The organism is Streptococcus sp. SO4 (genome assembly GCF_030440055.1).
GTDB lineage: Bacteria > Bacillota > Bacilli > Lactobacillales > Streptococcaceae > Streptococcus > Streptococcus nidrosiense.
Genome location: NZ_JAQFJI010000008.1, coordinates 1 through 22,045 on the forward strand (window position 1 = coordinate 1; position 22,045 = coordinate 22,045).

Annotated in this window: 19 protein-coding genes and 1 riboswitch; of the genes, 3 read left to right on the forward strand and 16 right to left on the reverse strand. The window is 39.0% G+C overall.

Features of this window, described 5'->3' with window-relative positions:
- Positions 1–167: 167 nt before the first annotated feature.
- Positions 168–2,261: an AAA family ATPase gene (locus tag PCY08_RS05795; RefSeq protein WP_045763614.1), complete on the reverse strand. Its 2,094-nt coding sequence runs from the start codon at positions 2,259–2,261 to the stop codon at positions 168–170.
- 405 nt (positions 2,262–2,666) lie between these two features.
- The gene (gene pflB, locus PCY08_RS05800) at positions 2,667–4,982 is read right to left on the reverse strand and encodes a formate C-acetyltransferase (protein ID WP_045763615.1); all 2,316 of its coding nucleotides are present in this window, start codon (positions 4,980–4,982) and stop codon (positions 2,667–2,669) included.
- A 236-nt stretch (positions 4,983–5,218) separates the two neighbouring features.
- On the opposite strand from pflB, the gene dinB reads away from it, so the two are divergent.
- Positions 5,219–6,280, forward strand: a complete 1,062-nt coding sequence (dinB, locus tag PCY08_RS05805; protein WP_301559740.1) for a DNA polymerase IV — start codon at positions 5,219–5,221, stop codon at positions 6,278–6,280.
- A 34-nt stretch (positions 6,281–6,314) separates the two neighbouring features.
- Here the strand turns inward: dinB and PCY08_RS05810 are convergent, their stop codons facing one another.
- On the reverse strand, positions 6,315–7,160 hold the full coding sequence (locus PCY08_RS05810; protein WP_075227580.1) for an undecaprenyl-diphosphate phosphatase: 846 nt from the start codon (positions 7,158–7,160) through the stop codon (positions 6,315–6,317).
- 61 nt (positions 7,161–7,221) lie between these two features.
- Positions 7,222–9,117, reverse strand: a complete 1,896-nt coding sequence (locus PCY08_RS05815; protein ID WP_301559741.1) for a DUF2207 domain-containing protein — start codon at positions 9,115–9,117, stop codon at positions 7,222–7,224.
- 129 nt (positions 9,118–9,246) lie between these two features.
- On the opposite strand from PCY08_RS05815, the gene PCY08_RS05820 reads away from it, so the two are divergent.
- Positions 9,247–10,812, forward strand: a complete 1,566-nt coding sequence (locus PCY08_RS05820; RefSeq protein ID WP_301559742.1) for an ABC transporter substrate-binding protein/permease — start codon at positions 9,247–9,249, stop codon at positions 10,810–10,812.
- Positions 10,812–11,552, forward strand: a complete 741-nt coding sequence (locus tag PCY08_RS05825) for an amino acid ABC transporter ATP-binding protein (protein WP_000081949.1) — start codon at positions 10,812–10,814, stop codon at positions 11,550–11,552. Before PCY08_RS05820 ends, PCY08_RS05825 begins: the two co-directional genes overlap by 1 nt.
- A gap of 466 nt (positions 11,553–12,018) precedes the next feature.
- Here PCY08_RS05825 and PCY08_RS05830 read toward each other — a convergent pair whose 3' ends face one another.
- From PCY08_RS05830 to PCY08_RS05885, 12 genes are all read right to left on the reverse strand, one after another.
- The gene (locus PCY08_RS05830) at positions 12,019–12,234 is read right to left on the reverse strand and encodes a hypothetical protein (protein WP_001140700.1); all 216 of its coding nucleotides are present in this window, start codon (positions 12,232–12,234) and stop codon (positions 12,019–12,021) included.
- 105 nt (positions 12,235–12,339) lie between these two features.
- Complete coding sequence (locus PCY08_RS05835; protein WP_000243418.1) at positions 12,340–13,236, reverse strand: SPFH domain-containing protein; 897 nt, start codon at positions 13,234–13,236, stop codon at positions 12,340–12,342.
- Between the two features lie 82 nt (positions 13,237–13,318).
- Complete coding sequence (gene ilvA / locus PCY08_RS05840; RefSeq protein ID WP_045763620.1) at positions 13,319–14,569, reverse strand: threonine ammonia-lyase IlvA; 1,251 nt, start codon at positions 14,567–14,569, stop codon at positions 13,319–13,321.
- An 80-nt stretch (positions 14,570–14,649) separates the two neighbouring features.
- Positions 14,650–15,672, reverse strand: a complete 1,023-nt coding sequence (ilvC, locus tag PCY08_RS05845; protein WP_045763621.1) for a ketol-acid reductoisomerase — start codon at positions 15,670–15,672, stop codon at positions 14,650–14,652.
- Between the two features lie 65 nt (positions 15,673–15,737).
- On the reverse strand, positions 15,738–16,214 hold the full coding sequence (gene ilvN / locus PCY08_RS05850) for an acetolactate synthase small subunit (RefSeq protein ID WP_301559743.1): 477 nt from the start codon (positions 16,212–16,214) through the stop codon (positions 15,738–15,740).
- Entirely contained in the window at positions 16,207–17,907 is a 1,701-nt protein-coding gene (locus PCY08_RS05855) for an acetolactate synthase large subunit (protein ID WP_301559744.1), read from the reverse strand. The genes ilvN and PCY08_RS05855 overlap by 8 nt, the downstream gene beginning before the upstream one ends.
- 204 nt (positions 17,908–18,111) lie before the next feature.
- Entirely contained in the window at positions 18,112–18,801 is a 690-nt protein-coding gene (gene rplA, locus PCY08_RS05860; RefSeq protein WP_001085672.1) for a 50S ribosomal protein L1, read from the reverse strand.
- Between the two features lie 96 nt (positions 18,802–18,897).
- Entirely contained in the window at positions 18,898–19,323 is a 426-nt protein-coding gene (gene rplK / locus PCY08_RS05865) for a 50S ribosomal protein L11 (protein ID WP_001085808.1), read from the reverse strand.
- Positions 19,324–19,516: 193 nt separating this feature from the next.
- A complete protein-coding gene (locus tag PCY08_RS05870; protein ID WP_301559804.1) occupies positions 19,517–19,999 on the reverse strand; it encodes a GNAT family N-acetyltransferase in 483 nt (160 codons plus the stop codon).
- Positions 19,974–20,393, reverse strand: a complete 420-nt coding sequence (locus PCY08_RS05875) for a ParB N-terminal domain-containing protein (protein WP_301559745.1) — start codon at positions 20,391–20,393, stop codon at positions 19,974–19,976. Before PCY08_RS05875 ends, PCY08_RS05870 begins: the two co-directional genes overlap by 26 nt.
- A gap of 27 nt (positions 20,394–20,420) precedes the next feature.
- Positions 20,421–21,071: a phosphatase PAP2 family protein gene (locus tag PCY08_RS05880; protein WP_301559746.1), complete on the reverse strand. Its 651-nt coding sequence runs from the start codon at positions 21,069–21,071 to the stop codon at positions 20,421–20,423.
- Entirely contained in the window at positions 21,061–21,624 is a 564-nt protein-coding gene (locus PCY08_RS05885) for an ECF transporter S component (protein WP_000185852.1), read from the reverse strand. The genes PCY08_RS05880 and PCY08_RS05885 overlap by 11 nt, the downstream gene beginning before the upstream one ends.
- A gap of 158 nt (positions 21,625–21,782) precedes the next feature.
- A riboswitch (FMN riboswitch) is annotated at positions 21,783–22,001 on the reverse strand.
- Positions 22,002–22,045: the final 44 nt, after the last annotated feature.

Genomic DNA, 22,045 nt, shown 5'->3' on the forward strand with positions numbered 1-22,045 from the left:
AAAAAATAGGGTGAAAAAACCTTTATTTGTTATGCAAAAAAAATAGAAGATAGGATAGAGAATCACTTTGATGATCTCAATCCTATCTCCTATTCAAATAGTTAGATTACTAACTTAATGACATTGGCTTTTCAGCTGGTTCCTTTTTTGATTCGCAAAACTTTGATTTAGGCTTTTTCACGAATGACCAAGACACCATCTTCCATGTCGGCTTCAAGGTGTTTAGCATCCAAATTATCTAAGTGGAAGTCTGTTACTTTGTCACGAATTTGTTGTTCAACTACTCGACGTAGTGGACGAACACCCATGACTTCATCATAACCTTCTTCAGTCATGTATTCTTTAGCTGCATCGCTCACTGCCAAGTCGATTTCTTTCTTAGCAAGTGTCTTATTGACATCAATCAACATCAAATCAACAATCTTAGAAAGATCTTCCTTACTCAAGTGTGAGAATTCAATCACAGCGTTGAAACGGTTCAAGAATTCTGGACGGAAGTAAGGTTTCAAACGATCCATCAATTCTGGTTTGTCTGCATCTTCTGTCAAGTTTGCTTCATAACCAAAACCAGCGTTTGAAGTTGCGATAATAACAGTGTTCTTGAAGTTTACAGTATTACCTTGACCGTCTGTCAAACGACCATCATCCAAGACTTGAAGAAGAAGAGTAATCACTTGAGGGTCAGCCTTTTCAATTTCGTCGAGAAGGACAATTGAGTAAGGATTACGGCGAACACGTTCAGTCAAGGTATTGTTATTGTCATCGTAACCAACATAACCAGCTGTTGTACCAATCAATTTAGAAACGGCTGTACGGTCGCTGTATTCAGACATATCCAAACGGATGATAGCATCTTTCGTTCCGAACATATCAAGAGCTAATTGTTTAGCCAACTCAGTCTTACCAACGCCAGTAGGTCCTACAAAGAGGAAGCTACCGATTGGGCGATTTCCTTCATCAAAACCTGCACGGTTACGACGGATAGCACGTGCCACTGCTTCAACGGCTTTATCTTGACCGATAACCTTAGTTTGCAAACGGTGACCCATGTCTTTCAAACGTTCGATATCAGTCGCACCCATTTGTGAAACAGGAATACCTGTCATACGTTCTACAGACTCAGCTACGTCATTGACAGTCGCTGTCACCTTGTGATCTTCAGTATGGTTGGCAATTTGTTTTTCAAGTTCTTCGATACGAATTTTTGCATTAAGGGCTGCTTCGTAATCTTCTTTAGCAGCTGCAGCTTCTTGTTTAGCTTTTTCTTCTTCAATTTCATGTTCCACAGCATGTACATCTGTCACTGGGTGTTGTGCTGCCAAGTGAGCAGCTGTCACATCGACAAGGTCGATAGCCTTATCTGGCAAGCTACGTTGTGGAATGTATTGAACAGAGTAATCAACAGCCGCTTTCAAAACTTCATCTGGCAAAATAACATTGTGGTGTTGTTGATAAAGATCACGGATCCCTTGGAGAATCTTGAAAGTATCTTCAGCAGATGGTGCATTAACTTTTACTTCGTTGAAACGACGAGCAAGAGCAGCATTTTTCAAAATAGTGTTGCGATACTCATCTTGAGTTGTCGCGCCAATTACTGTCAATTCACCACGTGAAAGAGCTGGTTTCAAGATATCAGCAAGACCTTTAGATCCTTGACCATCCCCTGTGCTACCTGCACCAAGGATTTGGTGGATTTCATCGAAGAAGAGGATAATATTTCCAGCTTCTTTAACTTCTTTTACCAAGTTCTGAATATTTTCTTCAAAGCTACCACGATATTGAGTACCAGCTTCAAGTCCAGAAATATCAATAGAAATGATTTCTTTGTTCTTGATTGCTGCTGGAACGTCACCATTCACAATAGCTTGTGCAAGGCCTTCTACTACAGCAGTTTTACCAACACCAGCATCACCGACAAGAACTGGGTTATTCTTTGTACGACGAGAAAGGATTTCAGATGTTTCTTGAATTTCCTTATTACGTCCAATAACCGGATCCAGCTTACCTTCACGCGCTTCAGCTGTTAAGTTACGTCCAAGTTTCGCAAGAATACCATCTTGTTTCATAGCTTTACCTTGAACATATTGAGCTTGGTCACTTCCTTCACTAGGAAGTTGACCAGTTTGACGGTAAATCGCGAACTCTTCCGGAGTTACCTCACGACCGTTAATCAAGTAACGACGATTTTCAGAACTATATCCACGCATACCGCCCATCAATTGGTTAAATAAATCATCCATATTGTTAAAGTTGTTATTCATATTTTATACCTCGTTTAATTTCAAAATTAGTTAGTCAAATTACTTTGACTTTCTCTGACCTTTGTTTTAAAAATTTTAGACTAGCAATTTGCTACTCTACGTATAATTTCAGGTTTTTCTTTTTCCAATACAGAATTTCTGATTGGACTTCTAAAAATACTAATGTTAAACATAGGTTGCACCTCTTTTCTAGGTTTTACCCATACTTTGATCTTAAGATGAAATACATAATCACCTTAAAATCAAGATTTTCTAAGGATTTCCTTATCCTTATGTTCTTAGTTTATCACTTTGGTCAGTAATAGTCAAGATATTTGACCAAATTTGACCAAATTTTTTAAAATATTTTTTTATAGCAAAAAAACCAGTCAAAGTGACTGGTTTTTAATTTATTATTTATGAATCTTAGCTCAAAGCATCGTCCATTGAAAGAACTTCGTGGAAGACACGTTGTGTCAATTCAGTTTTTTGTTCTGGAGTGAGGTATTTAGTATTTACACAGTATCCAGAGATACGAACGATAACATCTTCACCTGCCATGATTTTATCATAAACATCGTTCAAGTCCATAACGTTCAAGTTACAGTGTTGACCACCATTTTCAAAGTAACCATCAAGAATTGTTACCAAGTTATCAACTTGTTCGTCACGAGTCTTACCAAGGGCACGTGGTGAAACTTGAGTTGTCAATGAGATACCATCAGCTGCATAACCAAAGTCAAGGCTAGCAAGTGAGTTCAAGTTTTGCAACCATCCACCTTTAGCTTTGTTAGATGGATTAGCACCTGGTGAGAAGAATTCAAGTTTAGACAAGTTCACAGAACCATCTTCGTTGAGGTATACACCTTTGTGGACTGGTGAGTTACCAGTTTGTTTAGAGTAAGCAACGTTAGATGTGATTGTCAAAAGTGATACTGTAGCTTCTGCATCTTTGTATAGTTTGTGGCTACGTAGACGAGTTGTATAAGCTTCGATCAACCATTCTGCCAATTCGTTTGAGCGTGGGTCATCTTCACCCCAACGTGGGTATTCACCGATTGTTTCGTAATCGTAGATGTAGCCATTTTCATCACGGATTGGTTTAACTGTAGCGTATTTGATAGCTGACAATGTGTCAACAGTGTTAGCGAATCCACAGATACCGAATCCCATGTTAGCACGTTGTTTAGTTGGCAAGAAGGCCATTTGAACAGCTTCGTAGTTGTACTTATCAGTCATGTAGTGGATGATGTTCAAAGCATCTACGTACGTGTCTGTCAACCAGTCAAGAGATTTTTCAAAGTTAGCTTTAACTGATTCGAATTCAAGAACTTCATCACGGATTGGTTCGATGTCAAATACTTTGTAGTCTTTATGAACATCGTCGTAACCACCGTTCAAACCAGTAAGAAGAGCTTTAAGAACGTTAACGCGAGCACCGAAGTACTGGATGTTGTGACGTTGTTCTTCGTTTTCTGGGTCAAGTGGAGATACACAACATGAGATACAGCTCATTTCACCATATCCATCTTTAGCCATTGTTGTTACACCTTCGTATTGGATTGAAGAGTGTTTGTGGCTCATGTGCATACAGTAACGACGGAAGCTATAAGGTAATTTGTCAGTCCAAAGTACTGTCAAGTTTGGTTCTGGAGAGTTACCGATATTGTCAAGAGTGTTCAAGAAACGGTAGTCCATCTTAGTAACACGGTGACGACCGTCGTTACCCATACCAGCCATAGAAGTTGTGATGAAGGTTGGGTCACCTGAGTACAATTCGTCGTAAGCTTTTGTACGAGCAAATTTAACTGTACGAAGTTTCATTACGAAATCATCAACAAATTCTTGAATTTCAGATTCTGTATAAGTACCGCGAGCCAAGTCACGTTCTGCGTAGATGTCCAACACGATTGGTACACGTCCTAGAGATGTAGCGGCACCATTGATAACACGACAAACTGCCATGAATGCAATGTTAGTCCATTGGATAGCTTCTTTTGTGTCAAATGCTGGACGACGTACATCTACACCATAAAGGTCACCTAATTCAACAACTTGTTTTAATGCTTGATATTGAAGGTTGATTTCTTCACGAAGGCGGATAGATTCTTCATCGATTTCAGTGATAGCATTCCAGTCACTTACTTTTTCAGCCATCAAATAATCAGCACCATAAAGAGCCAAACGAGCATAAACCCCGATGATACGTCCACGTGAATATGCATCTGGAAGACCAGTTACTGTGTGAGCGTGACGAGCACGACGAATATTTGTAGTGTAGGCACGGAAGATACCATCATTTACAGTTGTCACATATTTTGTAAAGATTTCATGAACTGCTGGGTCTGGTTCAAAACCATTTTCTTTTAAAGTAGTTTCAGCCATACGGATACCACCTTTTGGCATGAAGTTCAATTTGAAGAGTTCATCATTTTGAATACCATAAATCAATTCATTTTCTTTATCAATGTATCCAGCATCAATTCCTGCGATAGAAGTTGGACGGTTATCGTATGGGAAACGAGTAGCTTCATAGTGTGCTTTAGTTTCTTCTACGATTTTTTTGATGTGGAGTGAACGTTCTGTTGGTCCTGCAAGGAAGCTTTCATCTCCATCATAAGGAGTGTAGTTTGCTTGTACAAAGCGTGATACACTTGCTTTTTCTTTCCAGTCAACACCTTTAAAGCCTTCCCAAGCTTTGTCAAAAATGTCCTGTGCTTCAACAACTGTCTTAACAACCATGTTAATTCCTCTTTTTTCTTTCTAGTAACAGTCATCTGTTACATTCATGTATTCAGTATAACACACAGTAAACGATTTCAACAACTAAAAACTCACTTTTTTAATACTTTCTTTTCTAATACAGTCCAAAATATCCCGCGAACTGTATTATATTTTTGAAAGAGGTTATTTGATTTTCATTTTTTCAGAAAAAGAGTATAATAAAATTAAACAAACTAGTACTGAGAGGTTTTTCCATGTTAATTTTTCCACTAATGAATGATTTATCTCGTAAAATCATCCATATTGACATGGATGCCTTTTTTGCTGCTGTTGAAATTCGAGACAATCCCAAACTTAAAGGGAAGCCAGTTGTGATTGGTAGTGATCCTAGAAAAACTGGTGGTCGAGGAGTTGTTTCTACCTGTAGCTATGAAGCGCGAGTCTTTGGCATCCACTCAGCTATGAGTTCTAAAGAAGCCTATGAACGTTGCCCGCAAGCCGTTTTCATTTCTGGAAACTACGAAAAATATACTACGGTCGGTCAACAGATTCGAGCTATTTTCAAACGTTATACGGATAAGATCGAGCCTATGAGTATCGATGAAGCTTATCTAGACGTGACTGAAAATAAACTCGGTATCAAGTCCGCTGTTAAAATCGCTCGACTAATTCAACAAGATATTTGGCAAGAACTTCATTTGACTGCTTCTGCTGGTGTGTCTTATAATAAGTTTTTAGCTAAAATAGCCAGCGATTACCAAAAACCTCGAGGCCTGACAGTTATTCTCCCTGATGAAGCTGAAGATTTTCTCAAACAAATGGATATCGCTAAATTCCACGGTGTAGGTAAGAAAACAGTTGAGAAATTGCATCAAATGGGGGTATTTACAGGTGCTGATCTTTTAAAAATTTCTGAAATTAGTCTCATTGATCGTTTTGGTCGACTCGGTTTTGACCTGTATCGCAAAGCTCGTGGCATTGATAATTCTCCCGTCAAATCCAATCGCATTCGTAAATCTATTGGAAAAGAAAAAACTTATAGTAAAATTCTCAATCTAGAAGAGGATATCAAAAAAGAGCTAACTCTCCTTTCGGAAAGAGTTGCCCTGAGTCTTCAAAAACATGAAAAATCTGGAAAGATTGTTATTTTAAAAATCCGCTATGCTGACTTTTCTACAATGACTAAGCGGAAAAGCTTATCTCAAAAGATCCAAGATGCTGAAACTATTTCACAAATGGCTATCCAACTTTACGAATCTCTGACAGATAAAGATAAAGACGTTCGCTTATTGGGTGTCACTGTGACTGGATTTTAAAACCTTGAAGGAATCTTCCCTCAAGGTTTTTTTCTTATACAAATAATCGTACAAAGCTATAAAGTAGCAAGACACTACCAAGAACAATGCGGTATTTACCAAACATCGTAAAGTCATGTTTTTTAACATAGCTGGTCAAGAAACGAATAGCAACCATGCTGACTGCAAAAGCGACTACCATGGCTACTAAGAGTAAGAAGAATTGACCAAAACTCAAAACTTCTCCTGCCTTGATGAATTTAAAAATCTTCAAGGCACTAGCTCCAAACATAACAGGAATTCCTAGGTAGAAGGTAAACTCAGTTACCACCGAACGACTAGTTCCATTTAACAAACCACCAACGATAGTGGCGCCCGAACGGCTAGTCCCAGGTAAAAGAGCCAAGACTTGGAAAAGTCCGATATAGAGGGCTGTTTTATAAGGCAACTTGTCTAGCTCTGTGACTGTTGGCTCAATCGCTTGCGCTTTGTTACGTTTTTCAAGATAGATAAAGGCAACCCCATAAACAATCAACATAATGGCTACTGAAACCATATTGTGGAAATGGGTATCAAACCAATCATCAAACTTAAAGACAAGGAGAAGAGGTAAAGTCGCAACAAATACTTTCGACCATAATTGCCAAGTTCTACGAACTTGAACTTTATCTTTCCCTGGTTTGAAAGGATTAAGTTTGTTAAAGTAGATAACCATAACGGCTAAGATTGCACCAAGTTGAATAACCACGTTAAACATAGACATAAAGGCTTCACTTTGGTCTTTATATTGGACAAATTCTTCCGCTAGGATCAGGTGACCAGTACTTGAAATCGGCAACCATTCCGTAATTCCTTCAACAATCCCAAAAAAGATCGATTTTAAAATTTCAAAAAAATACATAGATTACTCCTTTTTCTACCCTCCATTATATCATACTTTTAAAGGCTGTGTTGAGTTTTCTTTAGAAAGCACCAATACTTCCACCACCGCCACCGCCTGAAAAACCTCCACCAGAGCTACCGCTTCCGGATGATACAGAGAAAGTACTTGCTGTATTTGCGACCGAAGTGTATTGATTAATGTGAGCAGCAGATGTATGAAACTGTTTATCCCATCCACAAGATACATAAAGATTCATAGTTTCATTTTCAAGTTGAATATTGTGGAGCTTCATGATTTTATTCACTTTCTTTGCGTATCCATACAGAGTTGCATAGACCAAAAGACGGTTCCACAGTACAATGCTCTCTAGTTCAGCCTTATCAAGATGAGCAATCTCTCGAAGCATATTTTCAAAACTTGTCCAAAGGTAATAGGCTTCTGCCCCCTCTTCATTTAAGACTCCATCACGAGATGGACCTCGAGTCACAAAATGAACTAAGGCACTGGCAAGTAACCCTATTAATCCTAGGGAAAGTAAAGGAAGTGAAAAATAACCACGTGTTCGCAGACTATAATAGAAAATAAGAAGGCCAAATAAACCTGTTATAGCTGAACAGACTTTCATCCCATTCACAAAACTATTTTCTTTATCAGTCAAAGGACGATAATAGCTTGGAAGACGTAGAATTTTTACCTTGTCTCGAACACAACTTTGCATGCGTTCAAGCCGTCTCTCGAAGGAACGCTTGAGATGCAAGCCGAATTCTCGAATATGCTGCTCATCAGCTTCCTTAGCTCCATGGAATAGTCCTGAAGAAACTTGATACTCTGGGAAAAGGTCTGAAAGAGCCAGTTCTTTACTAGTTGAGAGAGTCATCCGCAAACATTCTTTTTCAAAATTCGACAAGCCTTTTTCACTATTGATTTTCAAACACGGTTCCTCCTCACCCTGAAAAATGGATAAATGCCCTCGATCAACTAAGTCTAGCAAAGTCGCCTGAAGCAATCGTTCAAAAGAGAATTTGCCAAACTTCTTCTTATTCAAGGGACTGATTTCCTCTAGGGAGGTAGAGTAAATAGCCTCCGCCAAAACCATTGGAGGTAGATCCATTGGCGGTTCGTAAAGTCGATGATCCTTGGAATATACCTTTTTGAGCGTCGTATGTTTACGAAATGCTCGATAATACATGATAGTCATCATCAATAACACAATAAAGATTATTGGAAAAATCCACTTTATCATGAGACTGGCTTGCACTTTGTTAGCTTTTATTTCTATCTCAATTTTTTTGAAATCTTTTAAACGCTCTTCTTCCAGTCCTTGGCTTGGAGCTACCGAGAAATCCTCCCTGGGCCAATAGGCATGTAGCTCAACTTGACGTTTTCTAGGAAGATTTTTCATCTTCACCCGATAAATATCGTTTACTTTTTCGACACTTCCATCGTTGAGGAGTTTGCCTGTATGAAAAAAGAATTTCTCTGCCGGACTATCTGAAGTTACTCGAAATTCTAAGTCTTTGATGTCTCCTGAACTATCTGTCAGTGGTTGCCAATTCAGCTCAGCAATATCCTGATACAAGAAAAGAAGGTTTTTCAATTGCCAGGTAATGGTTACACGTACAGTGTCTCCAGCTTTTCCAGGATTTAAAATGATTACTTGATAGCCTTTCTCATTTTTCTTTGTGTAGGAAAGTGCATCTTCTATAATTTCTCCATTCTTTGATACTAGAACAGTTGGATCATCATCAATCTCAAAGCCTTCTGGCATTTTCCCTGCTTTTCCTAGTCCAACCGATTGACCATTAAAATCATCTTTAAAACGATAGGTGATTGTTTGTTGGAAAACTGCTGTATTATCTGCATGAATATTCAAATCTCCCTTATAAGATAGAATATCAAAGTCTACAGCAAAAACCAGGCGAGGTAGCAATAGCAAACAGGCAAACACCAAAGTAAATAGCCATCTTTTTTTCATCGTATACTCCCTTTCAAGTTTTTCACTATTATATCATTTTTTACAAGTAAGGGTTTACTAAGATTGAAAAAGTTCCGCTTTTTCGATACAATAGAGAGAAGCAATTTTAGACTAGAAATAGGAGAAATCATGAAAAAATTATGCTTAACTATCCTTGCTAGCCTAGCCCTTACTTTAGGACTAGTTAGCCAGGTCCAAGCCGATGAATATTTACGCATCGGTATGGAGGCAGCCTACGCACCCTTTAACTGGACTCAAGATGATGACAGTAACGGTGCTGTCAAAATCGATGGAACCAACCAATATGCTAATGGTTACGACGTCCAAATAGCTAAAAAGATTGCTAAGGACCTAGGTAAAGAGCCCTTGGTTGTTAAAACCAAGTGGGAAGGACTTGTTCCAGCCCTTACTTCTGGTAAGATTGATATGATCATTGCAGGTATGAGCCCAACTGCTGAACGCAAACAAGAAATTGCATTTTCAAGCAGCTACTATACTAGCGAACCAGTACTTTTGGTCAAAAAGGATTCTGCCTATGCAAACGCCAAATCACTAGAGGACTTTAGCGGAGCAAAAATCACTTCTCAACAAGGTGTTTACCTTTACGACTTGATTTCTCAAATTCCAGGCGCTAAAAAAGAAACTGCCATGGGTGATTTCGCACAAATGCGTCAAGCTCTTGAAGCTGGTGTCATTGATGCCTATGTTTCTGAACGACCAGAAGCCCTAACTGCTGAGTCAGCAAATGCAAAGTTCAAAATGATTCAGCCTGAACCTGGTTTTAAAACTGGAGAAGAGGATACCTCTATCGCTATCGGTCTTCGTAAAGACGACGAACGTATTAGCCAAATCAATGCTAGTATCGAAACCATTTCTAAGGATGAACAAGTTGCTCTCATGGATCGTATGATCAAAGAGCAACCTGCAGAATCTACAACGACAGAAGAAAGCAACAGTAATTTCTTTGGCCAAGTCGCTAAAATTCTGACTGAAAACTGGCAGCAACTCTTGCGTGGTGCTGGTATTACCCTTCTCATTTCAATTATCGGTACTATCGTTGGTCTCGCTATCGGTCTTGCTATCGGGGTCTTCCGTACGGCACCTCTATCAGAAAATCAATTTATTTTCGGCATTCAAAAACTAATCGGTTGGATTCTCAATATCTATATCGAAATTTTCCGTGGAACTCCTATGATTGTACAATCTATGGTTATCTACTATGGAACTGCTCAAGCTTTCGGGATCAACCTAGACCGTACGCTAGCTGCTATCTTTATCGTTTCGATCAACACTGGTGCCTACATGACTGAAATCGTCCGTGGTGGTATCCTAGCTGTTGATAAGGGACAATTTGAAGCAGCAACTGCACTTGGTATGACTCATAACCAGACCATGCGTAAGATTGTTTTGCCTCAAGTTGTTCGAAATATTCTACCAGCAACTGGTAATGAGTTCGTCATCAACATCAAGGATACTTCTGTATTGAACGTTATCTCTGTTGTAGAACTTTACTTCTCAGGAAATACAGTAGCAACACAAACCTACCAGTACTTCCAAACCTTTACCATCATCGCAGTTATCTACTTTGTCCTCACCTTCACAGTAACGCGTATCCTACGCTTCATCGAAAAACGTATGGATATGGATACTTATACAACAGGTGCTAACCAAATGCAAACGGAGGATTTGAAATAATGAGTCAACCAATCCTTGAAATCAAACACCTCAAAAAATCCTACGGGCAAAACGAGGTCCTAAAAGACATCTCTCTCACTATTCATAAAGGAGAAGTGATTTCTATCATCGGTAGTTCCGGTAGTGGTAAATCAACTTTCCTACGTTCTATCAACCTTCTCGAAACACCAACTGAAGGTGAGATCCTTTATCACGGTGAAAACGTCCTTGAAAAAGGGTATAACCTCACTCACTATCGTGAAAAACTAGGCATGGTTTTCCAATCCTTTAACCTCTTTGAAAATCTCAACGTTCTTGAAAATACGATTGTTGCACAGACAACTGTCCTCAAACGTGAACGATCAGAAGCAGAGAAAATTGCTAAAGAAAACCTTGAAAAAGTTGGAATGGGAGAGCGCTACTGGCAAGCTAAACCAAAACAACTTTCTGGTGGTCAAAAGCAACGAGTCGCCATTGCTCGTGCACTTTCAATGAATCCTGATGCCATTCTCTTTGACGAACCTACTTCAGCCCTTGATCCTGAAATGGTCGGTGAAGTTCTAAAAATCATGCAAGAACTAGCTCAAGAAGGATTGACAATGATCGTTGTAACCCACGAAATGGAATTTGCTCGTGACGTATCACACCGTGTCATCTTTATGGACAAAGGTGTGATTGCAGAAGAAGGCAAACCTGAAGATTTATTTACAAATCCTAAAGAGGAACGTACAAGAGAATTTTTACAACGCTATTTAGGTTAAGACAAAAGTGGTTGAATAAACCTCTTAAACCAAGAGTTGTTTTCCTATTCAATCCCCAATCAACATTGAGTCAAAGGCTCATGAACATAAGAATATAAAAATCAAGGTCGGAGTTTTTTATCCCGACCTCTTTTTATATACTTTAAAAATCAGCTTTATCCCTTCTTCTGTTTCCTGAGCAAGTATTGCTTGTAGCTATATTCCTAATCTTTTATTTGATTTTCATGAGTGATACTCAATGAAAATCAAAGAGCAAACTAGGAAGCGAGCCGCAGGCTGTACTTGAGTACGGCAAGGCGAAGCTGACGTGGTTTGAATTTGATTTTCGAAGAGTATGAGATCACTCAGCTCCCTGTCAACCTAGTTCATTCTAACAGATAGATTTGTTTAGTAGGTCATAGCATGGCTATTTCGCCGTTCCATAAATAAAAGCAGACCCTAATTAGAGTCTGCTTGTATCCAAAGATTAATCTTCAAATTTTTCATGATTTTTTTCATAGAAATCAATTAATCCAAGGGCTGTTTCAAAGGAAATATTTTTAACTTTTGCACGTCCTTGAGCTAGAGCAATGATAGACATTTCACGTGCATTCGTTTCTTTAGAAATACGATAACCAGTGATCTTCTTATCACGAACCCAGCTAACAACTGATTCTACTTTTTCAAAGTTAGTCTTAGCCATGTTTTTCTCCTATTTTATTCTTTACGATATTTAATTGTATACGTTTTTATGGCATTTGTCAATAAAAAAACATATATCCAATCAAATAAGACGTTAAGATTACATTTACTTAGCTTTTAAAGCCGATAATATATGGGTTCGTATATCTTCAACTCCGTTAGGATTTGCTGGTAAGAAAATTGTATTATTACCTTGTTTTTCTGCAAAATTATTCAATGTATCTAAATACTGGTTAGTTAACAAGATTGACATGATTTGCTCTTCAGTTAATTCAACATTGGCTCCTTTTAACTCTTTAATAGAATCAGCAAGTCCATCAACAATTGCTTTTCGTTGCTCTGCGATCCCCACACCATGTAGGCGATCCTTTTCTGCCTCTGCTTCGGCCGCTGTTACGATCTTAATTTTATCTGCTTCGGCCAATTCTTGTGCTGCTACTCTCTTACGTTGAGCAGCATTGATTTCATTCATCGATTGCTTGACTTCCGCATCCGGCTCTACTTTGGTAATGAGCGTTTTGACGATAATGTACCCATACGTTGACATTTCTTCCGCTACTTGTTTTTGAACTTCTAATGCAATTTCATCCTTTTTCTCAAACAATTCATCCAAAGTTAACTTAGGAACTGATGAGCGCAATGCGTCTTCAATATAAGATTTGATTTGAGCCTCAGGTCTCATTAGTTTATAGTAAGCATCTGTAACATTTTGTTCATTTACTCGGTACTGTGTCGCAACATTCATCGTCACAAATACGTTATCTTGAGTCTTGGTTTCCACAACGATTTCACTTTGCAAGAGACGTAGTTGTACACGAGCTGCAATTTTATCAATTCCAAATGGTGCTCTTAGGTGAATACCACTATTGCTCAATTTTTGATACTTACCAAATCGTTCAATGATAGCTACTGATTGTTGTCGAACAACATAGATTGAGCTCATTAATATAGCTCCTACAATAAGCATTAGAATAATTAGAACAAGTATAACTTTTAAAACCATGGGAATCTCCCCCTTTCTTCACTTACATTATAGCACTAGTAAATAGGTTAGGCAAATAATATGATAAAAATTTCATAGCATATTAAACAAGCATATTATATAGGGTCTCATTCCCATTCAAGTTAATATAAGACGGGTCGAATTTTTCCATCCGGTGAATCAATCCCGCATAATCATGTTTATCAGCAAGTGCAATCCCTATTAGTACTGGACCAGTTCCCTTGCTAGCTCGTTTGATATATTCAAAACGAGTAATATCATCATGAGGTCCTAAGATATCATTTACAAACTCTCGAAGTGCTCCCGGGCGTTGTGGGAAATTCACTACAAAGTAATGCTTGATACCATCATAAATCAAGGCACGTTCTTCCATCTCTGGCATACGGTTGATGTCATTATTCCCTCCAGAAATGATACAACAAATAGTCTTGCCTTTAATATAATCGGATAATACTTCTAGAGCTGCAACACTAGCAGCACCCGCAGGTTCTGCTACGATACCTTGTTTAGAGTAGAGATCAATTAAGGTCTCAGAAATCAAGCCTTCATCTACTCCGATAAGAGTTTCTACATGTTTGCGTGTTGCTTCATAGGTCAACTGTCCTACCTTTTGCACTGCAATTCCATCCGCAAACTTATCAATTTCTTTAAGTTTAACCGGTCCTCCAGCTTCAAAGGCAGCCTTCATAGAACGAGCACCTTCAGCCTCTACTCCAATGACCTCAATCTGAGGATTTGTCTCTTTAATATAAGTAGAAACACCTGAAATGAGACCTCCGCCTCCAACAGGTACCAAGACAGTATCAAATTCAATAGATTCTTTACGAGCTTCTTCTAAAATTTCATAGGCTACTGTCCCCTGACCAGCTTGAACATAGGGATCATCAAAGGGATCAATAAAAGTACGATTTTCAGCTACGGTAAAGTCTTGAGCAGCCTTGGCTGAAGCATCAAAAGTATCCCCTACTAATTTGATCGTAACAAAATCTCCTCCAAAGAAACGAACCTGACCAATTTTCTGTTGAGGTGTCGTAATTGGCATAAAGATTGTTGCAGGAATCTTCATCTCATTACATGTGTAGGCAACTCCTTGAGCGTGATTTCCCGCTGAAGCACACACTACACCACGTTCACGTTCCTCTTTTGTCAATTGGGAAATTGCGTAATAAGCCCCACGAATTTTAAAAGAACGGACACGTTGAGCATTTTCCTTTTTAAGATAAATTTTCGCTCCGTATTTTTCGGATAAATAATGATCGTAGTCAAGTGGCGTATTGGCTACTACACCACTCAAAACCTTGTGGGCTTTCACCACATCTTTTGCACTTAGCATAATCTCCTCCTAGATGAGTCTTCAAGATAAAAAACGAGTTAGGTTCCCCCCAACTCGCCTTCTGTTTATATTCTTAAAAATTAGTTGTAGATCTTGAATGCATCATCGTCGTTTTTACCGACAAATGGCATTGCTTTACGCAATTCTGCACCAACTTTTTCAATTTCAAGGTTTGCTGCTTGTTCACGGTAAGCAGTCAATTTTGGACGTCCAGCTTTGTAGTCATTTACAAAGTCGTTGGCAAATTTACCATTTTGGATGTCCGCAAGAACTGCTTTCATATTTTCTTTGACTTGTTCAGTGATTACACGTGGACCTGAAACATAGTCACCATATTCAGCAGTGTTTGAAATTGATTGACGCATTTTCTTGAATCCACCTTCGTAGATCAAGTCAACGATCAATTTCATTTCGTGAAGAACTTCAAAGTAAGCCAATTCTGGAGCATAACCAGCTTCTGTCAAGACTTCAAAACCAGCTTCAATAAGGGCAGTCAAACCACCACAAAGTACTGCTTGTTCACCAAACAAATCTTCTTCAGTTTCTTCTTTGTAAGTTGTTTCAAGAAGACCTACACGAGCTGCACCAACACCTTTACACCAGTCCATAGCGATGTCTTTAGCATTTCCTGTAGCATCTTGGTAGACAGCGTAAAGTGCTGGAACACCAAATCCTTCTTCGTAAGTACGACGTACCAAGTGTCCTGGCCCTTTAGGAGCACACATGAAGACGTCAACATCTGCAGGAACTTTGATGAATTCGAAGTGGATGTTGAAACCATGTGCAAACCCAACAGCATTTCCAGCTTCCAAGTTTGGTGCAATTTCTGCTTCGTACAATTCTTGTTGGATTTCGTCTGGAGCCAAGATCATGATAACATCAGCCAATTTAGTTGCTTCTGCTACTGTGTATGTATCAAAACCATCTTCTTTTGCTTTGTCAAAAGATTTACCTGGGCGTACACCGATGATGACATCACGACCTGAATCACGCAAGTTTTGAGCGTGAGCATGACCTTGTGAACCATAACCGATAACGGCGATTTTTTTACCGTCAAGTGCTGCTACTTTTACATCTTTTTCGTATTCCATTTGAACTGCCATAGTTTTTTCTCTCTTTTCTATTTTTATTGCCTATTAGGCTAGTTTAACAAATTGAGGTTGGATTTTTAGTCGCGGGTAAATCCAGTTGCACCCGTACGAGCGATATTCTTAATACCATATGGTCGAATCACTCGAATTAAGGCTTCACTCTTCTCTGCATTCCCAGTCATCTGAACGGTAATGGAGCTTGGAGCTACATCGACTACTGTTGCACGGAAAGGTTGGATAATAGCCAAAATTTCTGCACGTTTTTCAGCAGGCGCTGAAACCTTTATTAGAATTACTTCTCGTTCTAAGTGGGGCTGATCCGTGATATCACGAATGCGAATCACATCAATCTGACGATTAAGTTGTTTGATGATTTGCTCCACTTCATCATGTGAGGCAACATCGATGATAATGGTAATTCGTGATACATTTGGATTTTCCGTTGCACCAACAGAAATGCTTTCGATATTGACTTGGCGTCTCGATAAGACTCCTGTAAAGCGATTGAGAACACCTGAACGGTTTTGAAGTTTGGCTGTTAACATTCTACGCATTAAACTTCACCCCCAACATCTCATGATTACTCTTACCAGCTGGTACCATCGGTAAAACATGCTCTTTTCTAGAAATATCTACCTCGATAAACATTGGTACATCTTCCATGATGACTTCCAAATCCTTCTCTAAGGTTTCAGGATTATCGAATTTATAATTCTTAATCCCATAGGCTTGAGCCATCAATTGGAAGTCTGGAAGGCTATCAAAGACTGATTCAGACGTTCGACCATCATAGAAGGCTTCTTGCCACTGGCGAACCATTCCAAGTGAGTGGTTGTTAAGCATGATGACCTTGATTGGAATCTTGTAAATATTTAAGATTGCTAATTCCTGATTGGTCATCTGGAAACCACCATCACCGACAAAGAGAACAACTTCTTTATCTGGATTGGCAATCTTAGCACCAATAGCTGCTGGGACTCCGAATCCCATAGTTCCTAGTCCACCTGATGTTACCAATTGACGCTCGTTTTGGTAAGGATAGTATTGTGCCGTCCACATTTGGTGTTGTCCAACGTCTGTTACGACAATGGCATCTCCCTTGGTCAACTCACCGATACGTTCAATAACTGCTTGGGGTTGTACAACTCGTTCTTTCTTATCATAAGAACGAACACGATTCTTATCTTTGGTAACTTTTTCAATCCACTTTTCAGTATTGTTACGAACGATCGGCTCAGCTAGTAACTGTTGCAAAGCCTTTTTCGCATCTCCAACAACTGGAATATCAACTGCGATAATCTTACCAATCTCTGCAGGATCGATATCAATATGCGCTACTTTTGCATTCTTAGCAAAGGTCTTAGGATTTCCAGTCAAACGGTCATCAAAACGACAACCAATAGAAATCATAAAATCTGCTTCTGTCATGGCAATGTTAGCTGCAAAGGAACCATGCATTCCGCCCATTCCCAAAAACAGTGGATGGCTAGTTGCAATTGTTCCCTGTCCCAAAAGACTTGTCACAACTGGAATTTGATAACGCTCTGCAAATTCATTTAACTCTGCCGCAGCCTCAGCGTAACTAATCCCACCCCCAGCTAGCAAGACTGGTTTTTTAGCCTTAGACAATTGCTTCAAGATTTTCTTGATTTGCATATCATTTGGCTCAAGTGTTGGCTGATAACTTGGTAAATCTATCTCTGGAGAGTAAATAAAGTCTGTCTCAAGCGCAGAAACATCTTTTGGTAGGTCAATGACGACTGGTCCCGGACGACCTGTGGTCGCAATATGTACCGCCTCTGTAATAATACGTGGAATATCTGCTGTTTCTCGAACCTGATAATTGTACTTAGTGATTGGCATGGTGATACCAACGATATCAGCTTCTTGAAAAGCATCCTTACCGATTCCCGCTCTTGCAACTTGTCCTGTGAAGACCAAAAGGGGAACACTATCGCTCATAGCATCTGCGATCCCTGTAATGGCATTTGTAGCTCCTGGTCCGCTTGTGACGACTGCAACACCCAGTTTTCCTGTTGACTTAGCATAACCTTCAGCTTCGTGAAGACAGCCCTGCTCATGGCGACCTAGAATATGGCGGATTCCCTTAAAATTATAAATAGCATCATATAAAGGAAGTACTGCTCCACCAGGATAACCAAAAATCGTGTCGATTCCTAAGTCGCGAAGTGTTTCCAAAACAAGATCCGATCCCGTCTTAGGTGAGTCTAAAATGATTTTCTCCATCGTTCCCCTTTCTCTTCTCTTAAAAATAGCTTGTTACTATCATACCATTTTTTCAAAAATTTTCAAGAGAAAAGAGCAAATTTTCTGAATTTTCTATCTAGATACTTTACAATATCAAATAGATTAGAAAGTTTATACGTATTTATATTTTTTGAATAGAAAAAGGTTGAGACAAAATGTCCCAACCTTTTGATTCTTTACTAATTAAAGTGAGTTAACGTCAACCTTGATACCAACACCTTGAGTAGTTGTGATTGTCAAGCTTGTTACATAAGTTCCTTTAGCAGTAGCTGGTTTAGCTTTTTGGATTGTTTCGTTGAATGCTTTGAAGTTTTCAACCAACTTGTCAGCTTCAAATGAAACTTTACCGATGATCGCTTGTACGATACCTGCACGGTCTGCACGGTAAGTGATTTTACCACCTTTAGACTCTTCAACTGCTTTAGCAACATCCATTGTTACAGTACCAGTTTTAGGGTTTGGCATCAAGTTACGAGGTCCAAGGACACGTCCAAGACGTCCAACAAGAGCCATCATGTCAGGTGTAGCGATAACTACGTCGAAGTCCAACCAACCGTCGTTGATTTTAGCAACAAGGTCATCTTCACCAACGAAGTCTGCACCAGCAGCTTTTGCTTCTTCAGCTTTTGCACCACGTGCAAATACAAGAACGCGAGCTGTTTTACCAGTACCGTTTGGCAATACCATTGCTCCACGGATTTGTTGGTCAGCTTTTTTAACGTCAATGTTCAAGTTGTAAGCAACTTCTACAGTTGCATCAAATTTTGCAAAGTTAGTTTCTTTTGCAAGAGCTACAGCTTCTTCTACGCTGTATGCTTTTGTGCTGTCGATCTTCTCAAGAGCAGCACGAAGTTGTTTGCTTTTTTTAGCCATTTTCTATTCTCCTTGTAAGTGGTTCAATCGATTTTCATCTCCCACGTCACTTCTCGAAATGATGAAGTCTTGCGGGTTATATAGGGATGTTATTGATTAGTCAACAACAGTGAATCCCATAGAACGAGCAGTACCTTCGATCATACGCATTGCAGACTCAATGTTTGCAGCGTTCAAATCTGGCATTTTAGTTTCTGCAATTTCTTGTACTTGTGCACGAGTAACTGTAGCAACCTTAGTTTTGTTAGGTGTACCTGATCCTTTTTCAACACCTGCAGCTTTTTTCAAAAGAACAGCAGCTGGTGGTGTTTTTGTAACGAAAGTAAATGATTTGTCTTCGTATACTGAGATAACAACTGGAATGATCATACCAGCTTGGTCAGCAGTACGAGCGTTGAACTCTTTTGTGAATCCCATGATGTTGATACCAGCTTGACCAAGAGCAGGTCCAACCGGTGGAGCTGGTGTAGCTTTACCAGCAGGGATTTGCAATTTTACAAGTTTTTCGACTTTTTTAGCCATTTTTAAATCCTCCTTTGTGGTTTTGGCGGTAATTTAGAGATTTTTACCTCCCACAAGTATGCTTTATACATACCTATCCATTATACACTATTTTAAAAAAAATGCAAGAGAAATTTTTATTTTTGATATTTCTTTTTGTTACACTTTTTTAGTGAAATCAATCTTCAGAATCTTCTACCACGATGGAGTGAATTCATTCAATCAAAGTCAGTACAAAACTCACTCCATTTTCAGTAGTACCACTTTCCACAAATCCAAGAGACTCAAAACATCTTCTAGAGATACGGTTGAAAGTATAGATTTCTTGAACTTTCAATTGTTTCCAACCCTTTTGACGAGCTAGATCAATCAAAGTCTTCAATACCTTGCGTCCAAGTCCCTGATGTTGATAAGTTGGATTGCCGATCACAATAGGAAGATTCTCCTGAGATAAGGTGACATCCCCAATTGGAAGCCACTCTCCCTTTTCTCGAAACTCAATCCAGAACAAATCCCCGTGTCTTTCTAAATAGGAATACATGGCATTTAATTTTTCCGGACTATAAGGTATTCTAATACCGTCTACAAGTTCCACCAAATCCACATCTTGATACCAGGCCAAAGCTGCATCATGATGATCCGCTAAAAAATAGGGAACTAGACGCAAGGAATCATCTATCTGAATGATTTTTGTCATCATTTTCTAATCCTAATACCAGCTCCGCTGCTTGATTAAAACCATCACACCAGTTATACCATTTTGCTTCATACTCATCTTGAGGTAAGATATGATCTTTTAAATCCAGAACAGAGTATATCTTTCTTTTCTCACAAGCCTGCGCATAGAGATGATATAGTTCATCACCTCCATCTCTATCCCACTCAGCAGAAATCGTATTCTGGCCTATCAATAAAGCCTGATAAGCCCTGTGATGCCCATCTGTAATCAACAAATAATCTCCAAATGCAAGAACACTGATTGGATTGATATTGTGCTTTTCTACCGATTGATAAAGCATCTGGATATTTTGTAATTTCTTTTCTGATAAGTATAGTTGACTCGGATGAAGATCTTTTATGTTGACTTCCATTTCTTCCTCCTCAAGAAGGGTTAATGCCTACTTCTGCTTTCCTTTGAAGCGCCATTGAAAACGCAGTTTATCATAGAAAGGAAACTCCATAAACAAAACTCCTAGGCCTACACAAAGGCTGGCAATCACATCTGATGGGTAGTGAACTCCCAGATAAATTCTTGATACCAATACACTGACGATGTATAAACTTAGCAAGATTTGAACGATTTTTCTCCAGATTGTATTCTTAATCCTTTGGCTCAAAATCACAATCAAAGTTCCAACCATAATCGTTACTGCCAGAGAATGTCCGCTTGGAAAAGAAAAACCTTTTTCTTCTACCAAGTGTAGAATTTCTGGCCGTGGTCGTTGGTAGATATTTTTAAAAGTTACGATTAAGATTCCAGCTAAAGCTAGATTTCCCAACATGAGATAACTTTCCATCTTCCATTGCTTACGATAAAATACAAAAGCTACAATTAAAACCCAGCTAATAATGACTGGGATGTCAATTAAGTGCGTAATTGCCCGAAAAAGAAGCGTTAAGGTCTCAGGTAAATCACCTCTAATGGCAGTCTGAATCGGCTGATCAAAACTGACCAGCATTTCTGGATAAAATTTGACAATATAGCCAATAATCATAAAAAGTAAAAGGGCAAAAGAGCCCTTCATCATAAATGTTTGTTTATCTTTCATAGTATTTTAAAGTTGGTTTCAAAAGGACAAACAACAACCAGAAAGAGATGGCAAATATAATACCTTCAATCAGATTAAAAGGCAAGACCATAGTCATCAGATAGTTGCTCAATCCTAAGATTTTCTCAATATCAAAATTAGCAAACTTAGCGTACAAAGGAACAGCATAAACATAGTTTAGAACTAGCATAGCTAGAGTTAAACCAAGCGTACCAGCTAGTGAAGCTAGGACGAAACGCATGGTTGTTCGCTCTTTTTTCCAAATCAAACCAAAAGCAAGTACAAAGACTCCCAAGGCAACAATATTCATCGGTAAACCAATATAGGTACTAACCCCTTGATTGTTCAGAAGGATTTTCAACAAGGACCGAAGGAAAAGCACTCCAAAAGCTGCTGGTAAATCCAAGACTACCAAGCCCACAAGGACCGGTAAAATACTGAACTCAATCCTCAAAAATGATGCCGCTGGCAAAAGCGGAAAGTCAAAGTACATCAACACAAATGAAAGTGCTGATAAAATTGCAATGGTCGAAAGTCGACGTGTGTTTGTCATAACAGGTTCCTCCAATTTTCTATAAAATCAGAAGAAGTTGGAAAGGATTCCTCTATCTATCCTTTATTTTTATATTCCAAAAGTTCCCCCTCACTCTTTTTTTAGCAAGCGGTTGCAATTTACCTATAAAAAATCAATTAGAATAGACAAAGCCATTCTTTCGTCTTCTCCCATCCAGACTATACTGTCGGTTGTGGAATCTCACCACATCAGCTTGCGCTCGCGGACTTATTTGGCTAAGATATTTTAGATTTATCTAGACGTCGCAGTCGAAGATAATACTTAAAGTATATCGAGACAAGACAACAAAGAGAAAGCTAAAATAGCTAGTCAAATTTACCGCCGGTCGGGAATTTCACCCTGCCCTGAAGACCCCTTTATGATAACAAAAAAAGCTTGCAAGCGCAAGCATTTTATCTAA